This window comes from Bacteroides sp. D1 (genome assembly GCF_000157095.2).
GTDB classification, from domain to species: Bacteria; Bacteroidota; Bacteroidia; order Bacteroidales; family Bacteroidaceae; genus Bacteroides; species Bacteroides xylanisolvens.
Genome location: NZ_JH114344.1, coordinates 242,108 through 259,292 on the forward strand (window position 1 = coordinate 242,108; position 17,185 = coordinate 259,292).

The 17,185-nt window shown below is 41.9% G+C and carries 12 protein-coding genes; 3 read left to right on the forward strand and 9 right to left on the reverse strand.

Annotated elements, in window-relative coordinates; translation table 11 throughout:
• On the forward strand, window positions 1–261 hold a 261-nt coding region (locus BSAG_RS07610; protein WP_008997636.1), incomplete at its 5' end, for a transposase.
• 165 nt (window positions 262–426) lie between these two features.
• On the opposite strand, the gene BSAG_RS07605 is transcribed toward BSAG_RS07610, so the two are convergent.
• The 5 genes from BSAG_RS07605 to ruvB form a co-directional block, all read right to left on the reverse strand.
• Complete coding sequence (locus BSAG_RS07605) at window positions 427–2,568, reverse strand: S46 family peptidase (protein WP_004313752.1); 2,142 nt, start codon at window positions 2,566–2,568, stop codon at window positions 427–429.
• A 19-nt stretch (window positions 2,569–2,587) separates the two neighbouring features.
• Complete coding sequence (locus BSAG_RS07600; RefSeq protein ID WP_004313751.1) at window positions 2,588–3,943, reverse strand: TIGR00341 family protein; 1,356 nt, start codon at window positions 3,941–3,943, stop codon at window positions 2,588–2,590.
• Between the two features lie 2 nt (window positions 3,944–3,945).
• Window positions 3,946–5,442, reverse strand: coding sequence for a polysaccharide biosynthesis C-terminal domain-containing protein (locus BSAG_RS07595; protein WP_004313750.1), 1,497 nt, complete (start codon window positions 5,440–5,442; stop codon window positions 3,946–3,948).
• Window positions 5,443–5,472: 30 nt separating this feature from the next.
• The gene (locus tag BSAG_RS07590) at window positions 5,473–6,249 is read right to left on the reverse strand and encodes a dienelactone hydrolase family protein (RefSeq protein WP_004313749.1); all 777 of its coding nucleotides are present in this window, start codon (window positions 6,247–6,249) and stop codon (window positions 5,473–5,475) included.
• A gap of 62 nt (window positions 6,250–6,311) precedes the next feature.
• Window positions 6,312–7,343, reverse strand: coding sequence for a Holliday junction branch migration DNA helicase RuvB (gene ruvB / locus BSAG_RS07585; protein ID WP_004313748.1), 1,032 nt, complete (start codon window positions 7,341–7,343; stop codon window positions 6,312–6,314).
• A 127-nt stretch (window positions 7,344–7,470) separates the two neighbouring features.
• Between ruvB and BSAG_RS07580 the strand changes: the two genes are divergently transcribed.
• Window positions 7,471–8,703 carry a nucleoside recognition domain-containing protein gene (locus BSAG_RS07580; RefSeq protein WP_004313747.1) on the forward strand — a complete coding sequence of 411 codons (1,233 nt, stop codon included), beginning with the start codon at window positions 7,471–7,473 and terminating at the stop codon, window positions 8,701–8,703.
• A 16-nt stretch (window positions 8,704–8,719) separates the two neighbouring features.
• Entirely contained in the window at window positions 8,720–9,139 is a 420-nt protein-coding gene (gene ybeY, locus BSAG_RS07575) for an rRNA maturation RNase YbeY (RefSeq protein WP_008770468.1), read from the forward strand.
• A gap of 168 nt (window positions 9,140–9,307) precedes the next feature.
• On the opposite strand, the gene BSAG_RS07570 is transcribed toward ybeY, so the two are convergent.
• From BSAG_RS07570 to BSAG_RS07555, 4 genes are read right to left on the reverse strand one after another with little or no spacing between them, the layout of a single operon-like run.
• Window positions 9,308–9,724 carry a lipocalin family protein gene (locus tag BSAG_RS07570; protein ID WP_008770469.1) on the reverse strand — a complete coding sequence of 139 codons (417 nt, stop codon included), beginning with the start codon at window positions 9,722–9,724 and terminating at the stop codon, window positions 9,308–9,310.
• A 6-nt stretch (window positions 9,725–9,730) separates the two neighbouring features.
• Entirely contained in the window at window positions 9,731–12,454 is a 2,724-nt protein-coding gene (locus tag BSAG_RS07565; protein ID WP_004313745.1) for a prolyl oligopeptidase family serine peptidase, read from the reverse strand.
• Window positions 12,438–14,792 (reverse strand): S9 family peptidase, encoded by a 2,355-nt coding sequence (locus tag BSAG_RS07560; protein WP_008770470.1) that lies wholly within the window; start codon window positions 14,790–14,792, stop codon window positions 12,438–12,440. The genes BSAG_RS07565 and BSAG_RS07560 overlap by 17 nt, the downstream gene beginning before the upstream one ends.
• A gap of 17 nt (window positions 14,793–14,809) precedes the next feature.
• A complete protein-coding gene (locus BSAG_RS07555) occupies window positions 14,810–17,170 on the reverse strand; it encodes a S9 family peptidase (RefSeq protein WP_004313743.1) in 2,361 nt (786 codons plus the stop codon).
• Window positions 17,171–17,185 lie beyond the last annotated feature (15 nt).

A 17,185-nucleotide genomic window follows, 5' to 3' on the forward strand; every position in this document is an offset into this window, starting at 1 on the left:
AAAGACAGTTATTACACACGCAAGAAGAAACATAAGCTATTCTGCAAGCGTGCAGGAATAGAGCCGACTATCGGGCATTTGAAATCAGACTTTCGTTTAGGACGCAACTTTTATAAAGGTGTGTTCGGGGATGTTGTCAATCTGCTCTTAGCCGCAGCAGCGTACAACTTCAAAAGAGCCATGAGGGTTCTTTGGCTACTTGTTGAAAAAATCTGCGGGACACTGTTTTCTTGCAATATCCCGCAGATGAGTACTTTTTAAGGGACGACTAAATAGGCTCTACATTAACGTCAGTTCGATATAAGCTTGTACTATTCCTATTCTCCTCCTTCCAGAAGGAGGAGTCCCCGTAGGGGGGAGGTGGTAGGTAAACACATAAGTTTATCATCCACAGTAAGATAGGAATACTTTATCAAAACATTTGCTTCATCGAGCTATCTTCAACTCCTGAACAAGATTGCCCGCCTTACCATATTTCTCCATAATAAAGAGCATATACCGCACATCTACCCCGATACAACGCTGCAAGTCAGGTTCAAATACGATGTCACTGCTCATTGCTTCCCAGTTGCCATCGAAAGCCAACCCAAGCAATTCTCCTTTGGCATTGAACATCGCACTGCCGGAATTACCGCCTGTAATATCATTATTAGAAATAAAGCAAACATTCATGTCTCCCTGTGCATTGGCATATCTTCCGAAATCACCGGAAGAAAGCAAACTCAACAACTCGGGCTGGACGGCAAAGTCAATATCACCTGCATGTTCCTTCACCTTCTCAAAGATGCCTTTCACGGTGGTATAATAATCGTAAGTGGCCCCATCAAAAGGAGTATACCCCCCAACCGTTCCGAAACTAAGCCGCATGGTGGAATTGGCATCCGGATAGAAATTCCGATCAGCATACATACGGCGCATGGCAGCGTTGAACAAACGTTCCCCCTGCTCTATCTGCTCGGAAACCTCGGAAATACTCTGATTCATCTCATAATACTTCACGATCAGATCCAGACTCAAGGAAACAGCCGGGTCCTCTATCAGATTATAGGTAGTATCCCGTTCCAGGAAACGTTTTAGGCCCTTAGGAGACGTTATATTGGACGTTGCATACAAAGAGTCTACATAAGCCTGAATATTCCCGTTATAGAGTGTATCTATCTTTTCATACATAGCAGGCAGATACTTCTTATCCACTTTCAACTGATACTCTTTGAGCATGGCAGCAAAAACCTCCTTATCAATGGAAAGATCAAGATTATCATACTTCTCCAATAACTTCTTCATGCGGGTAATCACCAGCTTCTCCTCAGCCTCAAAGTCGAAATTGAGAATTTCAAGAGCAAGCTGCACCAATTCGGGACCATTGATAAACGATTCACCGAAATAAGCCAACGCACGATTTGTTTCCCGACGATTACTATAACTCAACTCCAGAGAAGAGAATAAACGAATCAGTTTCTCTCTTTCTTCCGGATGAGACTGAATCCAGTCGCGAAGGGCTACTTCAGCCGCCCGCTTCTTTTCCAACACCTTCAGATGCTTGATGGCCTTGTTTGTTCCGATGCTATTCTTCCAATAATTGGAACTTTCATCGTATTTTGAAGCATACTTGATACGAATATCCGGACGACGATCCATCTCCCGTTTCCAAACCGTTTGTTTTACTCCCCGCACATCAATCATTGCCTGGTTGATTCCATTCATCATCTCTTCGATACCATACGAAGAAAGATAACGTTCCGTAGTTCCCGGATAACCAAGCGTCATACAGAAAGAACCTTCCTTGTATCCATCCAAAGAGATGGGCGCTACATATTCAGGGTGATAAGGGACGTTGTCAGGAGAATAATCAGCCGGACCATTCTTCGTATTAGCATAGATACGAAATACACTGAAATCGCCCGTATGCCGCGGCCACATCCAATTGTCCGTATCCCATCCGAACTTCCCGACAGAAGAAGGAGGCGCAAAGACTAAACGAACATCGTTATAATCACGATAAACGGAAAGCCAGAATTCATTACCTGCATAATAAGCATCGACAATACCGGTCAGCGTAGAATCTTTTTCGGAAACTTCCAGACCGATTACATTCATGATCGAATCGACAGCTACACGGCGTTCTGTTTCCGTTTTAGCATAGCGGGCGGCAGATAATACCCGTTTGGTTACGTCTTCCGTACGAAGCAGAAAACGGACATATAACTCCGGATTCGGCAGTTCTTCGTCAAGGCTACGTGCAAAAAAGCCATCTTTCAGATAATCATGTTCCACAGAAGAGTGTTGCTGGATACTGCTGAAACCACAATGATGATTGGTAAACACCAGACCGTCTTCGGAAACCACCACTCCCGAACAGAAACCTCCAAAGCTGACAACAGCATCAGAAAGAGAAGGTTTCTTCGGATTATATATTTTATTCACAGGCATTTGCAAACCAAGTTCTTTCATTACCCGGTCTGTCTGTTTGTTCTTGCGGAGATTTCCCAGCAGCCACATTCCCTCATCGGCAAATACATTCGACAGACAGAGGGAAAAGACTATCAAGACAGTTAGTCTGAATTTCATATTACTATTTTTAGATTCATTATTCGGTAATCAGCCTCAACTTCTTCGCTCCTACACGGGCTTTCAGCCATTCGCTGATTTTCTGTTTCTCGGCAGCAGACGGATGTCTGTCGAATTTCAAAACAGCCAATGTTACCGTATCGGTCTTCATCGAGTCAACCCGCACTTCGAGCGAATGAGCGATGGAGAGCGTAGTGATGGAAGGATAAAGCACTTTCAGTTCGGGCACTAATGTACGACTCATTGCGTCATACGTTCTGTATTGTTCCAACGTTGTCTCCAGTTGGGAAATCTTCACTGCCTGTTGCTGAAGTCGCTGCTCGCTGTTTTTGTAGAAGTCTTCCATGACCATGGCACGGATAGAAGTCACATCTACCGCTTCATTGTTCATCCCCTGCAATACAACTAGCTTCGTATCTTCCAACTTATATTCTTTCATCTTGCTACGGGCAATAGAAATCGAAGCATCGGGCACTTCAGGACCAATCAAAACAACCCGCACTTCTTTATGTTCATAGCTGATCTTTTTATCAAGTACCTGTGTATTTTCAAAGCTTAACTGATCGCTAATAAAACGATTGGCTGCCGCCTCATAGAAGGTGCTTTTTATAATTCCAAATGTCAGATAAACCGCAGGGCACATGGTAAGCACCACAATCAGAACGATGTATTTACGTACGGTCTTCTCACGGGTTTTATCTACAAACTCTTTTCGTTGGAAATGCATCACACGAACTCCGAGGAAAGTAGCCAGACTGATAAAAACAGAGTTGATGAAGTAAAGATAAAAAGCACCCAGGAAATAAATAAGATTACCGGAAGCCAGTCCGTAACCTGCCGTACAAAGCGGTGGCATCAATGCAGTAGCAATGGCAACGCCCGGAATCACATTTCCTTTTTCCTTGGTAGAGAGAGCCACCACGCCTGCCAAACCACCAAAAAGTGCGATGAATACATCATAAATAGTGGGCGATGTACGTGCCAGCAGCTCTGACTGTGAACCGGCAATAGGGGCAAGAAGGAAGAAGATAGTGGCCGTCGTCACACTGAAAGCGGTCGTTATGAGAAAGCTCTTTAAAGAGCGTTTCATCAATTCGAAGTCGTTCAGTCCGACAGAGAGTCCTACTCCCATAATAGGCCCCATCAGCGGAGAAATCAACATAGCACCGATAATTACTGCGGTAGAGTTTACATTCAATCCGAGTGATGCCATAAAGATGGCAAAAATCAGGATCCATAAATTGGCACCTTTAAACTCTACACCCTTACGGATAGAATCTACAGTGGCCAGTTCGTTATCCTTGTCTTTTTTCAAGTCCAGATATTCTCCCAGAAAGGACTTGATAGCAAACTTATTACGTTCATCTGTCTTCATAGTTATTTCTTCTTTATAAAGCGATTAATAACAGGAATCTGACTCAATGGTAAATCCTTCTTGATAATATAAGCTATAAATAGCAATAAAAGTACGGTACGGAAAGCGAGACGGAGCACCAGATTAGGGATAGGCACCTGTTCTCCAATAACGTAAAGTACCGCTGCCAGCAGAACATAAAGTCCGAGGCTTTTCAAATCATAACGAATCGGGTATTCTTTCTGTCCTATCCAGTAGGATAACAGCAAGATTACCGCATAGCCTGCAACAGAAGCCCATGCCGAAGCAAGATAGCCGTAAACCGGCACAAATAATATGTTCAATACAACAATAATGACACAGCCGATCACCGAGAAGTAAGCTCCCCAATAGGTCTTATCCGTCAGTTTATACCAAAAGGAAAGATTGAAATAAATCCCTTTACAGATTTCTGCAAGCATCACAATAGCCACCACTCCAAGGCCTTCCCAGTAACCTTTTGCCACAAGATAACGCAGCAAATCGAGGTAGAACATTACAGCAAGGAAAGCCAACAATGAGAAGATAAGAAAATATTTCATCGCAGCCGCATACATTTTTCGGTTATCTCCTTCGCGGTCTTTACCAAATACAAACGGTTCGTAAGCGTAACGGAAAGCCTGTGTAAACATGGCCATCACCATCGCTATTTTGCTGGTTGCCGCATAGATACCCAATTGTACCAACCCTTCCTGTCGATCTTCAAAGAGAAACGGATAGATCATCTTATCAACAGTCTGATTCAGAATACCTACCAAACCTAAGATCAATACCGGAAAAGAGTATACTACCATTCGCTTCAGTAACACCCGGTCCAACTTATAAGCAAATCCTGTCAGTTCCGGGATAAAGAAGAACATCTGGACAACCGAAATTATCAGGTTGCTGATGAAGATATATCCCACCAGATAATCCGGATCATAAAACCAAGAAATGGTTGCCGGACAATGTACATTCAGCCACGGACACACCAACAGGAAAAACAGATTCAAACCGATGCCGCCAATGATAGAGAGCAGTTTGATAGCTGCAAACTTGACAGGGCGTTTTTTATATCGCAAATAGGCAAAAGGAATGCATTGAAAAGAATCTAAAGCTACCACAACAGCCATCATCGCTATAAATTCCGGATGATCGCCATAATCCAGCAAATTGGAAATAGGTTGCAGGAATAACAGGCAAAGGAGAACGAAAATCAAAGATACGCCTCCTACTGACAATAGGGAGTTGGCATATACTTTCATCGGGTCTTCTCCCGATTTATTGGCGAAACGGAAGAATCCCGTTTCCATACCGAACGTAAGCAGTACGAGCATCAGGGCTGTAAACGCATACACGTTCGATACGACTCCGTAACCTCCGGTAGAAGCCGGTAATACAGCTGTATACAGGGGTACCAGCATGTAGTTAAGGAATCGTCCGACAATACTACTTAACCCATAAATCGCAGTATCTTTAGCTAATGATTTTAGTCCAGCCATGTTTTATTAGTGATTATCATTCAGATTGGTTCAACGTTTCTTCTTTTGTTTGAACAACCAATCCATAAATCCGGGATAATTGAAAGCCGGATTCCAGCTTCCATGATTACAACCGGGAAATTCAATATATTCCACATCTGCACCGGCAGCTTTCAGTGCTTTATATGCTTCGCGAGAACCTTTCACCGGAACTACATCATCCTCATCTCCATGAAAGATACGGAACTTCACATCTTTGGCAGCCGACAACCGGCTTGGATTGACTATACCGCAGATAGGAATTGCAGCAGCAAATATCTCCGGGTAGCGTATTACTAAATCATACGTTCCCATCGCTCCCATTGAAAGGCCGATAATATAAACCCGTTGCGTGTCCACTTCGGGCATCACCAGATAGGAATCGAGCAACTGTTTGAGTGTCTGCAATATAGGACTGATCTCCTGTCCTACCGGCATTTCAGCAGGTATAAAAGACTTCGGACGTTCCGTATAAGCCCAGTAACCGTCTGTCGGACACTGCGGAATCAGCACAAAAGCAGGATACTTTTCTTGATTGACCGGATTAAGAAACATCTGTCCGCCATGGGTCAACTGTTTCTCATTATCATTTCCCCGTTCGCCGGCTCCATGCAAAAACAGCACGAGGGGGTACTTCTCACCCGGTTTCACCGATTCGGGGTGAATCATCCGGTAAGGTAAGGAATCTCCTTTAGAAGAAACAAAAATGTCTCTTCCATATCCCTGTTGAGCCGATAAAGAAAGGCTCAAAAAGAGAAAAACAAATAAAGTAATCCATTGCTTCATCATCCAACTATGCTTTATAAAGTTCTTTTATACCGTTAATACCACTTGTCACATGCCGCTTTATGTCAGTCATTAAACAGTGTTTTCTGACTGTTATAAAGACTTCTTCCCAAATGCTTATAGGCAAGTTCGGTTACCTCACGTCCGCGGGGAGTACGTTTCATGAATCCTTCTTTTATCAGGAAAGGTTCGTAAACCTCCTCAATGGTTCCCGCATCTTCTCCTAAAGCCGTAGCAATGGTCGTTATACCGACAGGACCGCCTTTAAACTTGTCTATAATGGTACAAAGTATCTTGTTGTCTATCTCATCCAGTCCGTACTTGTCGATATTCAATGCTTCCAGTGCAAACTGGGCAATCTCCGTATCGATAGAGCCAGTGCCTTTCACCTGTGCGAAGTCACGTACTCGGCGAAGCAAAGCATTAGCAATACGGGGCGTCCCACGACTGCGGGAAGCAATCTCCGATGCTGCACGTACCGAGCAAGGTACATCCAGTATGGACGCAGAACGACGGATGATATTGCTCAAAATATCATCGTCATAATACTCCAAATGAAGGTTAATACCGAAACGTGCACGAAGCGGAGCCGTCAGTAGACCGCTACGCGTGGTTGCACCAACCAGCGTGAAAGGATTCAAATCGATCTGGATGCTGCGTGCCGAAGGTCCCTTATCGATCATAATATCGATGCGGTAATCTTCCATGGCCGAATAAAGATATTCTTCCACTACGGGTGACAGACGATGAATTTCATCAATAAAAAGCACGTCGTTCGGTTCGAGGCTGGTCAATACACCTGCCAGGTCACCCGGTTTGTCGAGCACCGGACCGGAAGTTACTTTAAAGCCGACTCCCAATTCGTTGGCGATAATATTTGAAAGAGTTGTTTTTCCTAATCCGGGAGGACCATGCAACAGCACATGGTCGAGTGCTTCGCCACGCAAGCGTGCCGCCTTCACAAAAATGCGAAGGTTTTCCACCACCTTGTCCTGGCCGCTGAAGTCTTCAAAGCTTAACGGACGGAGTGCATTCTCGAAATCCCGTTCTTTTGAAGTAAGCTGATGTTCGCGTATGTTAAAATCTTCCTGTTCCATTTATTTCTTGAAAAGTAGGAGACAAAGATAGAGATTTACATTCATTTTCAGTATAAGAAAGACGAAGATTTAGTTTATTTGAAACGTAATAACTACTTTTGCACTATCTATATACACGCTATCAACTATGGTTCTAAATTACATTTGGATAGGATTTTTTGTCGTCGCCTTTATCATCGCCCTTGTAAAAGTGATTTTTCTGGGAGATACGGAGATATTTACGGCTATCATGAACGCTACATTCGATTCTTCAAAGACAGCTTTCGAGATATCCCTGGGACTTACAGGCGTACTGGCTCTTTGGCTGGGTATCATGAAAATCGGAGAAAACAGTGGATTGATTAACGCACTGGCTCGCTTTCTTAGTCCGGTGCTTTGCCGACTGTTTCCGGATATTCCTAAAGGACATCCGGTGTTAGGGTCCATCTTCATGAATATGTCTGCCAATATGCTTGGCCTCGACAATGCAGCCACCCCATTAGGGCTGAAAGCGATGAAAGAGCTGCAGGAACTGAATCCGAAAAAGGACACTGCTTCCAATCCGATGATTATGTTTTTGGTGATTAATACATCCGGCCTTATCATCATTCCGATCAGTATCATGGTGTATCGTGCACAAATGGGGGGTGCACAGCCTACAGATGTATTTATCCCTATCCTGCTAAGTACTTTCATTTCCACTTTAGTAGGAGTCATAGCAGTGAGCATCGCTCAAAAGATAAACTTAATCAATAAGCCTATTCTCATTTTAATGGGCATTATTTGTCTTTTCTTTTCCGGCTTGATTTACTTGTTCCTAAGCGTTTCACGAGAGGATATGGGTACTTATTCTACATTGATAGCGAATATTCTGCTGTTCAGTGTCATCATCCTGTTTATTTTGACGGGAGTCAGGAAAAAAATCAATGTATACGATTCATTTGTAGAGGGAGCTAAAGAAGGGTTTACGACGGCTGTGCGCATCATTCCTTATCTGGTTGCTTTTCTTGTAGGAATTGCAGTGTTCCGCACTTCGGGAGCAATGGATTTTCTGGTGGGAGGCATCGGCTACATAGTAGGCTTATGCGGAGTGGACACGAGCTTTGTAGGAGCGCTGCCTACCGCATTGATGAAATCGCTTAGCGGTAGCGGTGCAAACGGATTGATGATCGATACGATGAAAGAACTAGGACCTGATTCGTTTGTAGGACGTATGAGTTGTGTAATTCGCGGAGCTTCGGACACCACATTCTACATTCTGGCCGTTTATTTCGGCAGTGTGGGGATCACCAAGACTCGTAATGCGGTGACTTGCGGTCTGATAGCAGACTTCTCGGGTATCATAGCCGCTATCTTAATCAGTTATTTATTTTTCTTTTAAATCATAACATTCAATTATGGCTGTAACTTATCAAACAGAAGGCGTAAAAATGCCTGATATCAAGAAACGTGAGACTACGGAATGGATAAAGGCCGTAGCTGCTTCTTACGGGAAAAGACTCGGTGAAATCGCTTATATCTTCTGCTCGGACGAAAAGATTCTGGAAGTAAACCGTCAGTATCTGCAACATGACTACTACACGGACATTATTACTTTCGATTATTGTGAAGGCGATCGTTTATCAGGTGACTTATTCATCAGTCTAGATACAATACATACGAATGCGGAGCAGTTTGGCACCTCATACGAAGACGAACTACATCGTGTGATTATCCACGGAATTCTTCACTTGTGCGGCATCAACGATAAAGGTCCCGGGGAGCGGGAGATTATGGAAGGTGCTGAAAACAAAGCATTATCTATACGAAAAGTGTAAACAAGCCTCAACAGCAAACGATTTCAATAAACAAACGATTTATTCAAACATACTATACTGTATAAATACTGTAAAACGAAGACGCCTCATCGTAATCACTACGACGAGGCGTTTTCATTAGCAACGTAATGCTAATTTAAACACTAAATTATTTAAGAGAGAGATTTATTACTTCTTATCAGGGGTTACTTCTGGAGTAACCAATTTCTTGATTGATTTCATATTCAGATACAGAAAGGCCAACCGCGGCTGTGCTTCCTGAACAACCAATTCCAATGAATCTGATGTTACATAACCAATACGTTCACGTGTTTTATACACTTCTACTTTTCCGTTATCTTCTTTACTAAATCCTTCTATAATCAAATAGCCGTTGTCGATCTTCCATGTTCTAAGATCTAAAGACGGTACATTGATAGCAGAACATTTACCGCCTTTTTTAAACTCAAACCCTTTGAGTTCCCCTGTAGATTCATAGGTATAAGGATTACACCATTTACCAATAATTTGTTTCTCCACTTTCTGTCCATAGCTGCTGAATGCAAAGCAAGACAGAACCATAACTGTCATTAATAGTTTCTTCATTTTAATTTATTTTTCTAGTAAATCATATTTCTGATCAATTCCACGTTCTCGCAAATGAATACCCTCTTTCATCCAACGCGGCTCTTTTGTTCCTTTCAGGTAATAATCAAAGAACTGTTTCATCCGGATAGTCCAGTCTTTCTGTGCAGCCTGATTACCAAGAAAATGCCCTTCGCCTTTGTAATTAAGATGCCATGCCGGACGTTGTAAACGACGCATAGCTAAATAAAGTGCACGACCTTGTTCGTAGGCAACAGCCTCATCCTTATCATTATGCCAAATTAATAATGGAGTATGTATTTTATCCGCTTCCACGATAGCAGAGCTTGCCAAATACTTATCTTTGGCTTCCCACAAACTCTTTCCCATACGGCTTTGCCATTCTTCATACATGAAATAACGCGGCAAACCGCTTCCACCACGAATACCCAAATAACCGGTTACCATATCAGTAATAGGAGCCCCGATATTAGCACAAGCGAATATATCCGTCTTCGTCACCAGATAACTAGTTTGGAAACCTGACCAACTATGTCCCTGAAGACCTATCTTTCCCGGATGCGCTATCCCCTGCTCTATCAAGTATTTCGTACCGCTTACTACTGCATCATAACTACTCTGTCCCGGTGTTCCTATGGTAAAATGCACATCCGGCATAAATACAATATACCCATTACTAACAAAGTACATCACATCCGCCATTGCACTACTCAACATTGGAGCATGATAAGTGTTCAGCCCTCCGGAATGTGTTTCATAGAACTGTACCAGAACAGGATATTCTTTCTTAGCGTCATAATCTTCCGGCAAGTAAAGTATTCCCTTGTTAGGCTTATTCTCATAATTAGTCCATTCCACTAACTTTGCAGTACCCCATTTGTATTCGCTTTGTTGAGGATTAGCATTCGTTATACGAATCGGATCAGAGAAATCCGATTTACTCCACCACAGATCACGGAATTCTGATATATTCTGACGATTCCAGATACAATACTTCTGATTGTCAGAAAAACGATGAATTGAATAGATATAAGGACCTTCTGCGAGCTTCTTCAAGCGACCTTTCATGTCAAGTGAATAAATACCTTCATCCATTGTATTTTCATCCCATACGCTGACTATAACCGTCTCGTCCGGATTGAATACTTCTTTGTCAATATTGCTGGTCATTTTACGGATAGATCTCTGATTTTTGCGACCATACCCCTTAGTGATGCATTCCGGTTGACGTTCTCCGGTCAAATCGATCTTCCACCAGTCATAAGCATCATAAATCAACACATTATTACCATCAGCAGTCCAACCAGCAATACCACAAGCAGGTGCAGGATTTGGTTTGTCATAAGTTTCCTCGAATATCGGATACCCAATAGCTGTTGAAATATCGGTAACCTCACCCGTTTTTCCGTCAAACTTATTCCATACTTGTGCAATAGGATCATACATCACAGCCCATTTGCCATTCATCGACCACCTCGGTCTTGTCCGGTAGCTACGTCCTACCAATTGCTTTTCTCCCGTATGTACATTCACAGAATAGATGTCAAACGGCATTTCATTAAGCCAGTCTTTCTGCGCACAATAAGGCGTTTCGTCTGTGTAAAGCACATTATGAATCTCTTCCGCACGATCCGGCTCCAACAAATCAGCATGCCCGGGAGCTACTTCCGTCAATTTTCGGGAAGCAATGTCATAGATATATTTCGAATATTGAGGACGGAAATAACGACTGCGTGTCTGCAAAGTAGGTACTTCATATTCATCCCAGGTCCACAACTCCAGCTCAAAACTCTTATCCGGCTTTATTTCCTCTTCTTTCTTATCTTTATTTATTTTTTCCTGATAAGGTCTGAGTTCCATTGTCAGAAACTTCTGGCTACTTGACAGGTTAGCCCGGACAAGTTCCATCCTTGCAGGGAGAACTATCTCTTTTCGGTCAAAGACCAAATCACAGGTGTTCTTCTTTAAGGAAAAGTTGTACCATAGTGAATCTTTAATACTGAACCCTCCTATCATCTGTTTTGCATTCAAGTTGAAAGAAACTGGTTCTTTCTTTACGGAACTCTGATAAATAGTCTGATAGGGTCCGGTTAATGGACCATAACACAATGCGTTACCTTTCGCTTGTTTACGTACAAAGATGATAGATTGTCTTTCGTTGTACAAGGTATAATAACCAATACTGTCAATTTGAAAGGAAGTGCCGTTTTTTAGATGACGAACTATCAAGCGGTCGAAAGATGGAACATGATTGATGGTATCCTTCGGCACATTTGTTACAGAAATTGAGTAAGGAATTCCTTTTGCTGGTCGGAAAGCTTCCTTATAAGTCCACTCGGTCTTTGTGCCTGAAGGCAGTTCTAACAGGATTGTTTTCGCATTCCCAGTAGAATCGGACACTTGATAATATGCAGCTTGATCTGAATTATAAAACTCAATATTTTCTACATCCTCCAACAGAATCTCCTTACGGGTGCGTGAGTCAAACAGGTGCAAGATCTTTCCGTCTTTGTACTCGGGATTATATTCCATAGGAACTATACGATAAGTCACCCATCGCCCTGTCGGAGAAATATCAGGCGACTCTACACGCATCCATGACATACACGCGTCAATATCAATCGGCTTCTTCGGTGTTTGTGCCTTAATATTCTGACCAAATCCGATCAAAAGTCCTACTGCTATTCCGATTCTTATTATTGTCCTGTTCATCTTATCTTCTCCTTTCATCTTCTATCATATATTTATTCAGATCAATATCTGCATCCGCCGAATGATCGTTCAATAGTAAACGTGCGAAATGACGCCACATTTTATGTTCAAAGAATACTTCTGATTCACCAAAGAATCCATGAGTGCATTTCGGTAGTACAAACATATCAAAGTCTTTGTCTGCTTTAATCAATGCATGTACCAGACGTAATGTATTCGCCGGATTTACGGTATTATCGACCGCACCAGTAAATAACAACAAGCCATGCTTGTAATTCTTGGCTAGTTCCTGATTAGGGCGTACACGAACACTATAATCATAAGTCGTATGCTCCACTCCCAAGCTATCTTTCCCTGTTTTCACCTTTTCATCTACGCCAAAGTGAATTTCCACAAAGCCCTTATTATAGATTCTGTTATCATGGTTACCCGCCGAAGAGACAGCAGCTGAATAGAAGTCGGGATAAGTACATATAGCTGCAGCCGACATGAATCCTCCTCCGGAATGACCATAAATACCGACTTTTGTACCATCAATGAAAGGATAACGGGCAGCCAGTTGCTCAATAGCATACTTATCATCTGCCAATGGATAGTCACGCATATTGTTATATCCATATGTATGATATGCTTTTCCACGCATCGGAGTACCACCTCTATGACCTACAGTAATAACAATGAATCCCAGTTGCGCCAGACGGGTATTATATACATCATTCACAGTAAAGCGTGTCGGCACATACTCAAAAAAAGGTCCCGGATAGACGTTCGAAATAATGGGATAAACCTTCGTCGAGTCAAAATCTGCAGGTTTCCACATCACGCCATAAAGATCAGTCACACCATCAGCCGCTTTCACCTTAAAACGCTCCGGAGCTTTCCATCCCATCTCATAAACAGGTTGCAAGTCCGGTTTTTCCAGTTTCATAACCACCTTTCCACGTGAGTTGCGAACGACATTGACAGGTTCTTGTGAAACTGTGGAGTAGGAATCTACAATATAATGGTTAGAGGGAGAAATTCTAGCTTCATGTGATGCGTTTTCGGGTGTCAACAAACGAATAGCATTCAGTTGATCCAGTTTAGCTTCATAAAGGATATAATAATAAGGGTCGATGCTTTTCTCACGACCATAACCATAAAAATAAAATTTTCGACCGACAGTATCAATCTTTGCAATCGGACCAGCCACCCAAGTTCCGTCTGTCACCTGATTTTTCAGGTTTCCGGTAGCAGTATCATACAGATAGTAGTGTCCCCACCCGTTCCGTTCCGAACGAAATAATATTTCTTTTCCATCTTTCAGGAAAGACACGCTACGCATCTGATAATCAAGGTACGGCTTATTCTCTTCATGAATTACGACGCGTACCTGTCCAGTTTCGACATCCACCTCACAAATATCTGATTGATTCCAAGAGCGGTTATAACGTTGAAAATAGAGACGTTTACCATCATTTGTTGTATACAGTACATCGATATACTGATCAGGCCAACGATTGATATCTACTTTCTTCACTTCCCTTTTATCTACGTCGCCAAGTAAAAGTTCATATTGTGTCACGTCTTTATCTCCTGCCAACTCGGCTTTATAAGTCGTTAATTCAGGAAACTTTGACAATGAATTGATTAACCACAGATCGCGCACTTTCCGATTGTCCTCACGAACAGCATAAAAACGATGAGTACCCGGAAGCCAATGAGCTGATTCAGCCCCGAAACGTCCCTCCATCTTTCCTTCATCCTCACGATTGAATGTATAGTCCGGTCCCCCGTCTGTTGTCAACTGTACAGGTATTGTATCCTGTCCCTTTTTCGGATTTCCGACAAAATACAGGTTGTCTTTACTGGCATACAACATATACAAGCTATCCGGAGAATATTTCTTCCAGTATGGATCACCGTCTTTATAAATAGGCTTTTCATCGAGTTTCTTCAACACTTTCGTACGAATGTTATAGGTATATAGCCCACGGTCGAAGTCGAGACGAATTGTCTCATTATCTTTCATGAAAGTGAAAGACAGATGAGGAGCTGCAGCAGAGTAAGCTTTTTTGGTATATACTGCAATCTTACTCAAGAGTTCGGGGGTATCAAACAACAGACGTTTTTCCTTTTTCTTCGGATTCACATAATAGTATTTCTCTCCCTCACGGGTAGTGAAAGAATAGTAGAAGCAGTCCGTATCATTGATGAACGTAGGGTTGACTTCCGTAGAATACTTCATGATAGGATTCTGTGTCAGTAAACGAAACTTCTCCGCCAACTGATAATTTGCTTTTTGCTGTGCGCTGGCCATGCTGCATATTAATGCAACAGCCGCCAAGCACAGATATCTAAAAAGAGAGTTTTTCATAAAATTTTGTCTATGTCTTATTTGGTACAGTTTATATCCCCCCAATAATCTGCCCGGTTATCACCCAGCAAGTGTTTAGCAAAGAAGCGATACATCTTTTTCTCAAAATATTTATCTGCAGAGCCATATCCATGCCCTGCACCGGGTATTACCAACATATCGAAATCTTTGCCAGCTTCAATCAATGCTTGAGCTACACGATAAGTGTGTGCAGGATTAACATTCTTATCCATATCCCCCGTCACAAGCATCAGATGCCCTTTCAGATTCTTGGCAATCTCTGCATTAGACTTCACACTGAATTTGTACTCATATTCTTTCGTTTCGTTGCCCAAGCTGTCTTTCACAACCTTTTCAACTTCTTTCACGCCATTATAGCATTCGCCCCAACCACGATTATAGATACTATTATCGTGATTCCCGGAACAGGAAACGGCAGCCGTATAAAAGTCCGGATAAGTGAATATAGCAGCTGCAGCCATAAATCCGCCACCTGAGTGCCCGTATATACCTACTTTCTTGCCATTGATAAACGAGTGGCGTTGAGCCAACTGTTCGATTGCATATTTATCATCTGCAAGGGGATAATCGCGCATATTGCCATAACCGTAGCGATGATAAGCTTTACCACGCATCGGAGTATCCCCTCTATGTCCTACAGTAATGACAATAAAACCTAGCTGTGCCATACGGGTACAATAGCTGTCATCCAATGTAAAGTTAGTAGGTACAAAGCCGAAATAAGGACCAGGATAAACGACTGAAATAATTGGATATTTCTTTTCAGGATTAAAATCAGACGGCTTCCACATCACTCCATATAAGTCGGTAATATTATCTGCTGCCTTTACAACAAAACGTTCCGGCTTTTTCCAACCCGATGCATAGACTAAGTCCAAGTCAGGTTTTGCCAACTCCATTATCACTTTGCCTTTTCTATCTTTCAGCATGATTTTAGGCTCCATGTCAACTCTTGAATATGTATCGATATAGTAATTATGAGATTTCAAGAAATTCACATTATGCTGCCCATCTTCTGTACTTAATGGAGTAACTCCTTCTTTGTCAATATCAACTTCGAAAAGCATATAATAGAAAGGATTTACTTTCTTATCTTTTCCATATCCATACAGATAAACTTTGCGTTTCAGTGTATCAATAGAATTAATGTAGCCTGTTACCCATTCACCAGAAGTCATCACATTCTTGAGGTTTCCATCGCCATCATAATGATAATAATGTCCCCAGCCAGTACGCTCTGAACGGAACAAAATATCCTTACCATCGTTCAAGATTGCCACATTACGAGCATGAGGATCACGATACGGTTTATCTTCTTCATGAATGATCTCCTTTACTTCCAAAGTTGAGAGATTAACCGAGCATACATCTACTTCATCCCAAGTACGTTTAGTGCGTTCAAAAAACAAATATTTGCTATCTGAGGTAACATGAAGAGGCATTACATACTGGTCTTTCCATTTGTCCACCTTCGCTTTCTTTGCCGTTTTTTCTACAATATCAATAATCGTCAAATCATTTTGAGTAACATATTTATCACCAGGGAACTCATATTTATATTTGACCAATGACGGTGAATCTTCTATTGAATTAATTACCCAAAAATCTCGTAATAAACGGTTATCATCACGCACTGCATATACATGACGATTATCCGGACACCAGCGTGCTAGCGTCGGTACTTCTCCGTCTTCTGCAGGTTCGTAATCATCTTCACGAGCATATGAAAAGTCTTTCATACCATCCGTAGTCAGTTGCACTTCAGTTGTATCTACTCCCAGTGACTTATTTCCTTTCACATACAAATTATGATTCTTTGCATACAAAATATATTTCTTGTCAGGAGAAAAGTTCATCCAAGTATAGCTTGGGTCTGATGATTCTTTCTTCTCTTCTTTCTTCTCAACTATTGTCAGTTTACCCGTCAAACGATTATAACTATACTGCTTACCCTTATAATCGAACTCAAATGAACGTTGATCTTTTGAAAAAGTAATAGATGAAATGTCCAGTTTATTTTTATCCACCACGCCTTTGGTGAATTCACTTAACTGCATAGCCATCTTACTTTTGTCAAAAAGAGGTTCACGTTTTCCTGCAGCAGGCATCACATAATAGTAATCTTTACCAGCTGTCGTTTGAAAATCAAACCAGAAATTATCTGTATCATTGATTTCCCGCGGATAAATCGATAGACTATTATTAGATAATTTACCTCCTAAGGTAAATTCCTGAAACTCCTGTACCAACTCGTAATTGGCTAGTATTGTATCATGCTTGCCAGAGGCTTGTCCCCATCCTTGCAATGCAAAAATAAAAGACAAGCTGCCGACAATAAAAACTCGTTTTAATACCATAATGGCTATTTTATT

What these genes read in the sequence shown, in the direction of transcription:
- BSAG_RS07605 (WP_004313752.1), bottom strand. Translation starts at nt 2,568, where the DNA reads ATGAAATTCAGACTAACTGTCTTGATAGTCTTTTCCCTCTGTCTGTCG.
- BSAG_RS07600 (WP_004313751.1), bottom strand. Translation starts at nt 3,943, where the DNA reads ATGAAGACAGATGAACGTAATAAGTTTGCTATCAAGTCCTTTCTGGGA.
- BSAG_RS07595 (WP_004313750.1), bottom strand. Translation starts at nt 5,442, where the DNA reads ATGGCTGGACTAAAATCATTAGCTAAAGATACTGCGATTTATGGGTTA.
- BSAG_RS07590 (WP_004313749.1), bottom strand. Translation starts at nt 6,249, where the DNA reads ATGATGAAGCAATGGATTACTTTATTTGTTTTTCTCTTTTTGAGCCTT.
- ruvB (WP_004313748.1), bottom strand. Translation starts at nt 7,343, where the DNA reads ATGGAACAGGAAGATTTTAACATACGCGAACATCAGCTTACTTCAAAA.
- BSAG_RS07580 (WP_004313747.1), top strand. Translation starts at nt 7,471, where the DNA reads ATGGTTCTAAATTACATTTGGATAGGATTTTTTGTCGTCGCCTTTATC.
- ybeY (WP_008770468.1), top strand. Translation starts at nt 8,720, where the DNA reads ATGGCTGTAACTTATCAAACAGAAGGCGTAAAAATGCCTGATATCAAG.
- BSAG_RS07570 (WP_008770469.1), bottom strand. Translation starts at nt 9,724, where the DNA reads ATGAAGAAACTATTAATGACAGTTATGGTTCTGTCTTGCTTTGCATTC.
- BSAG_RS07565 (WP_004313745.1), bottom strand. Translation starts at nt 12,454, where the DNA reads ATGAAAGGAGAAGATAAGATGAACAGGACAATAATAAGAATCGGAATA.
- BSAG_RS07560 (WP_008770470.1), bottom strand. Translation starts at nt 14,792, where the DNA reads ATGAAAAACTCTCTTTTTAGATATCTGTGCTTGGCGGCTGTTGCATTA.
- BSAG_RS07555 (WP_004313743.1), bottom strand. Translation starts at nt 17,170, where the DNA reads ATGGTATTAAAACGAGTTTTTATTGTCGGCAGCTTGTCTTTTATTTTT.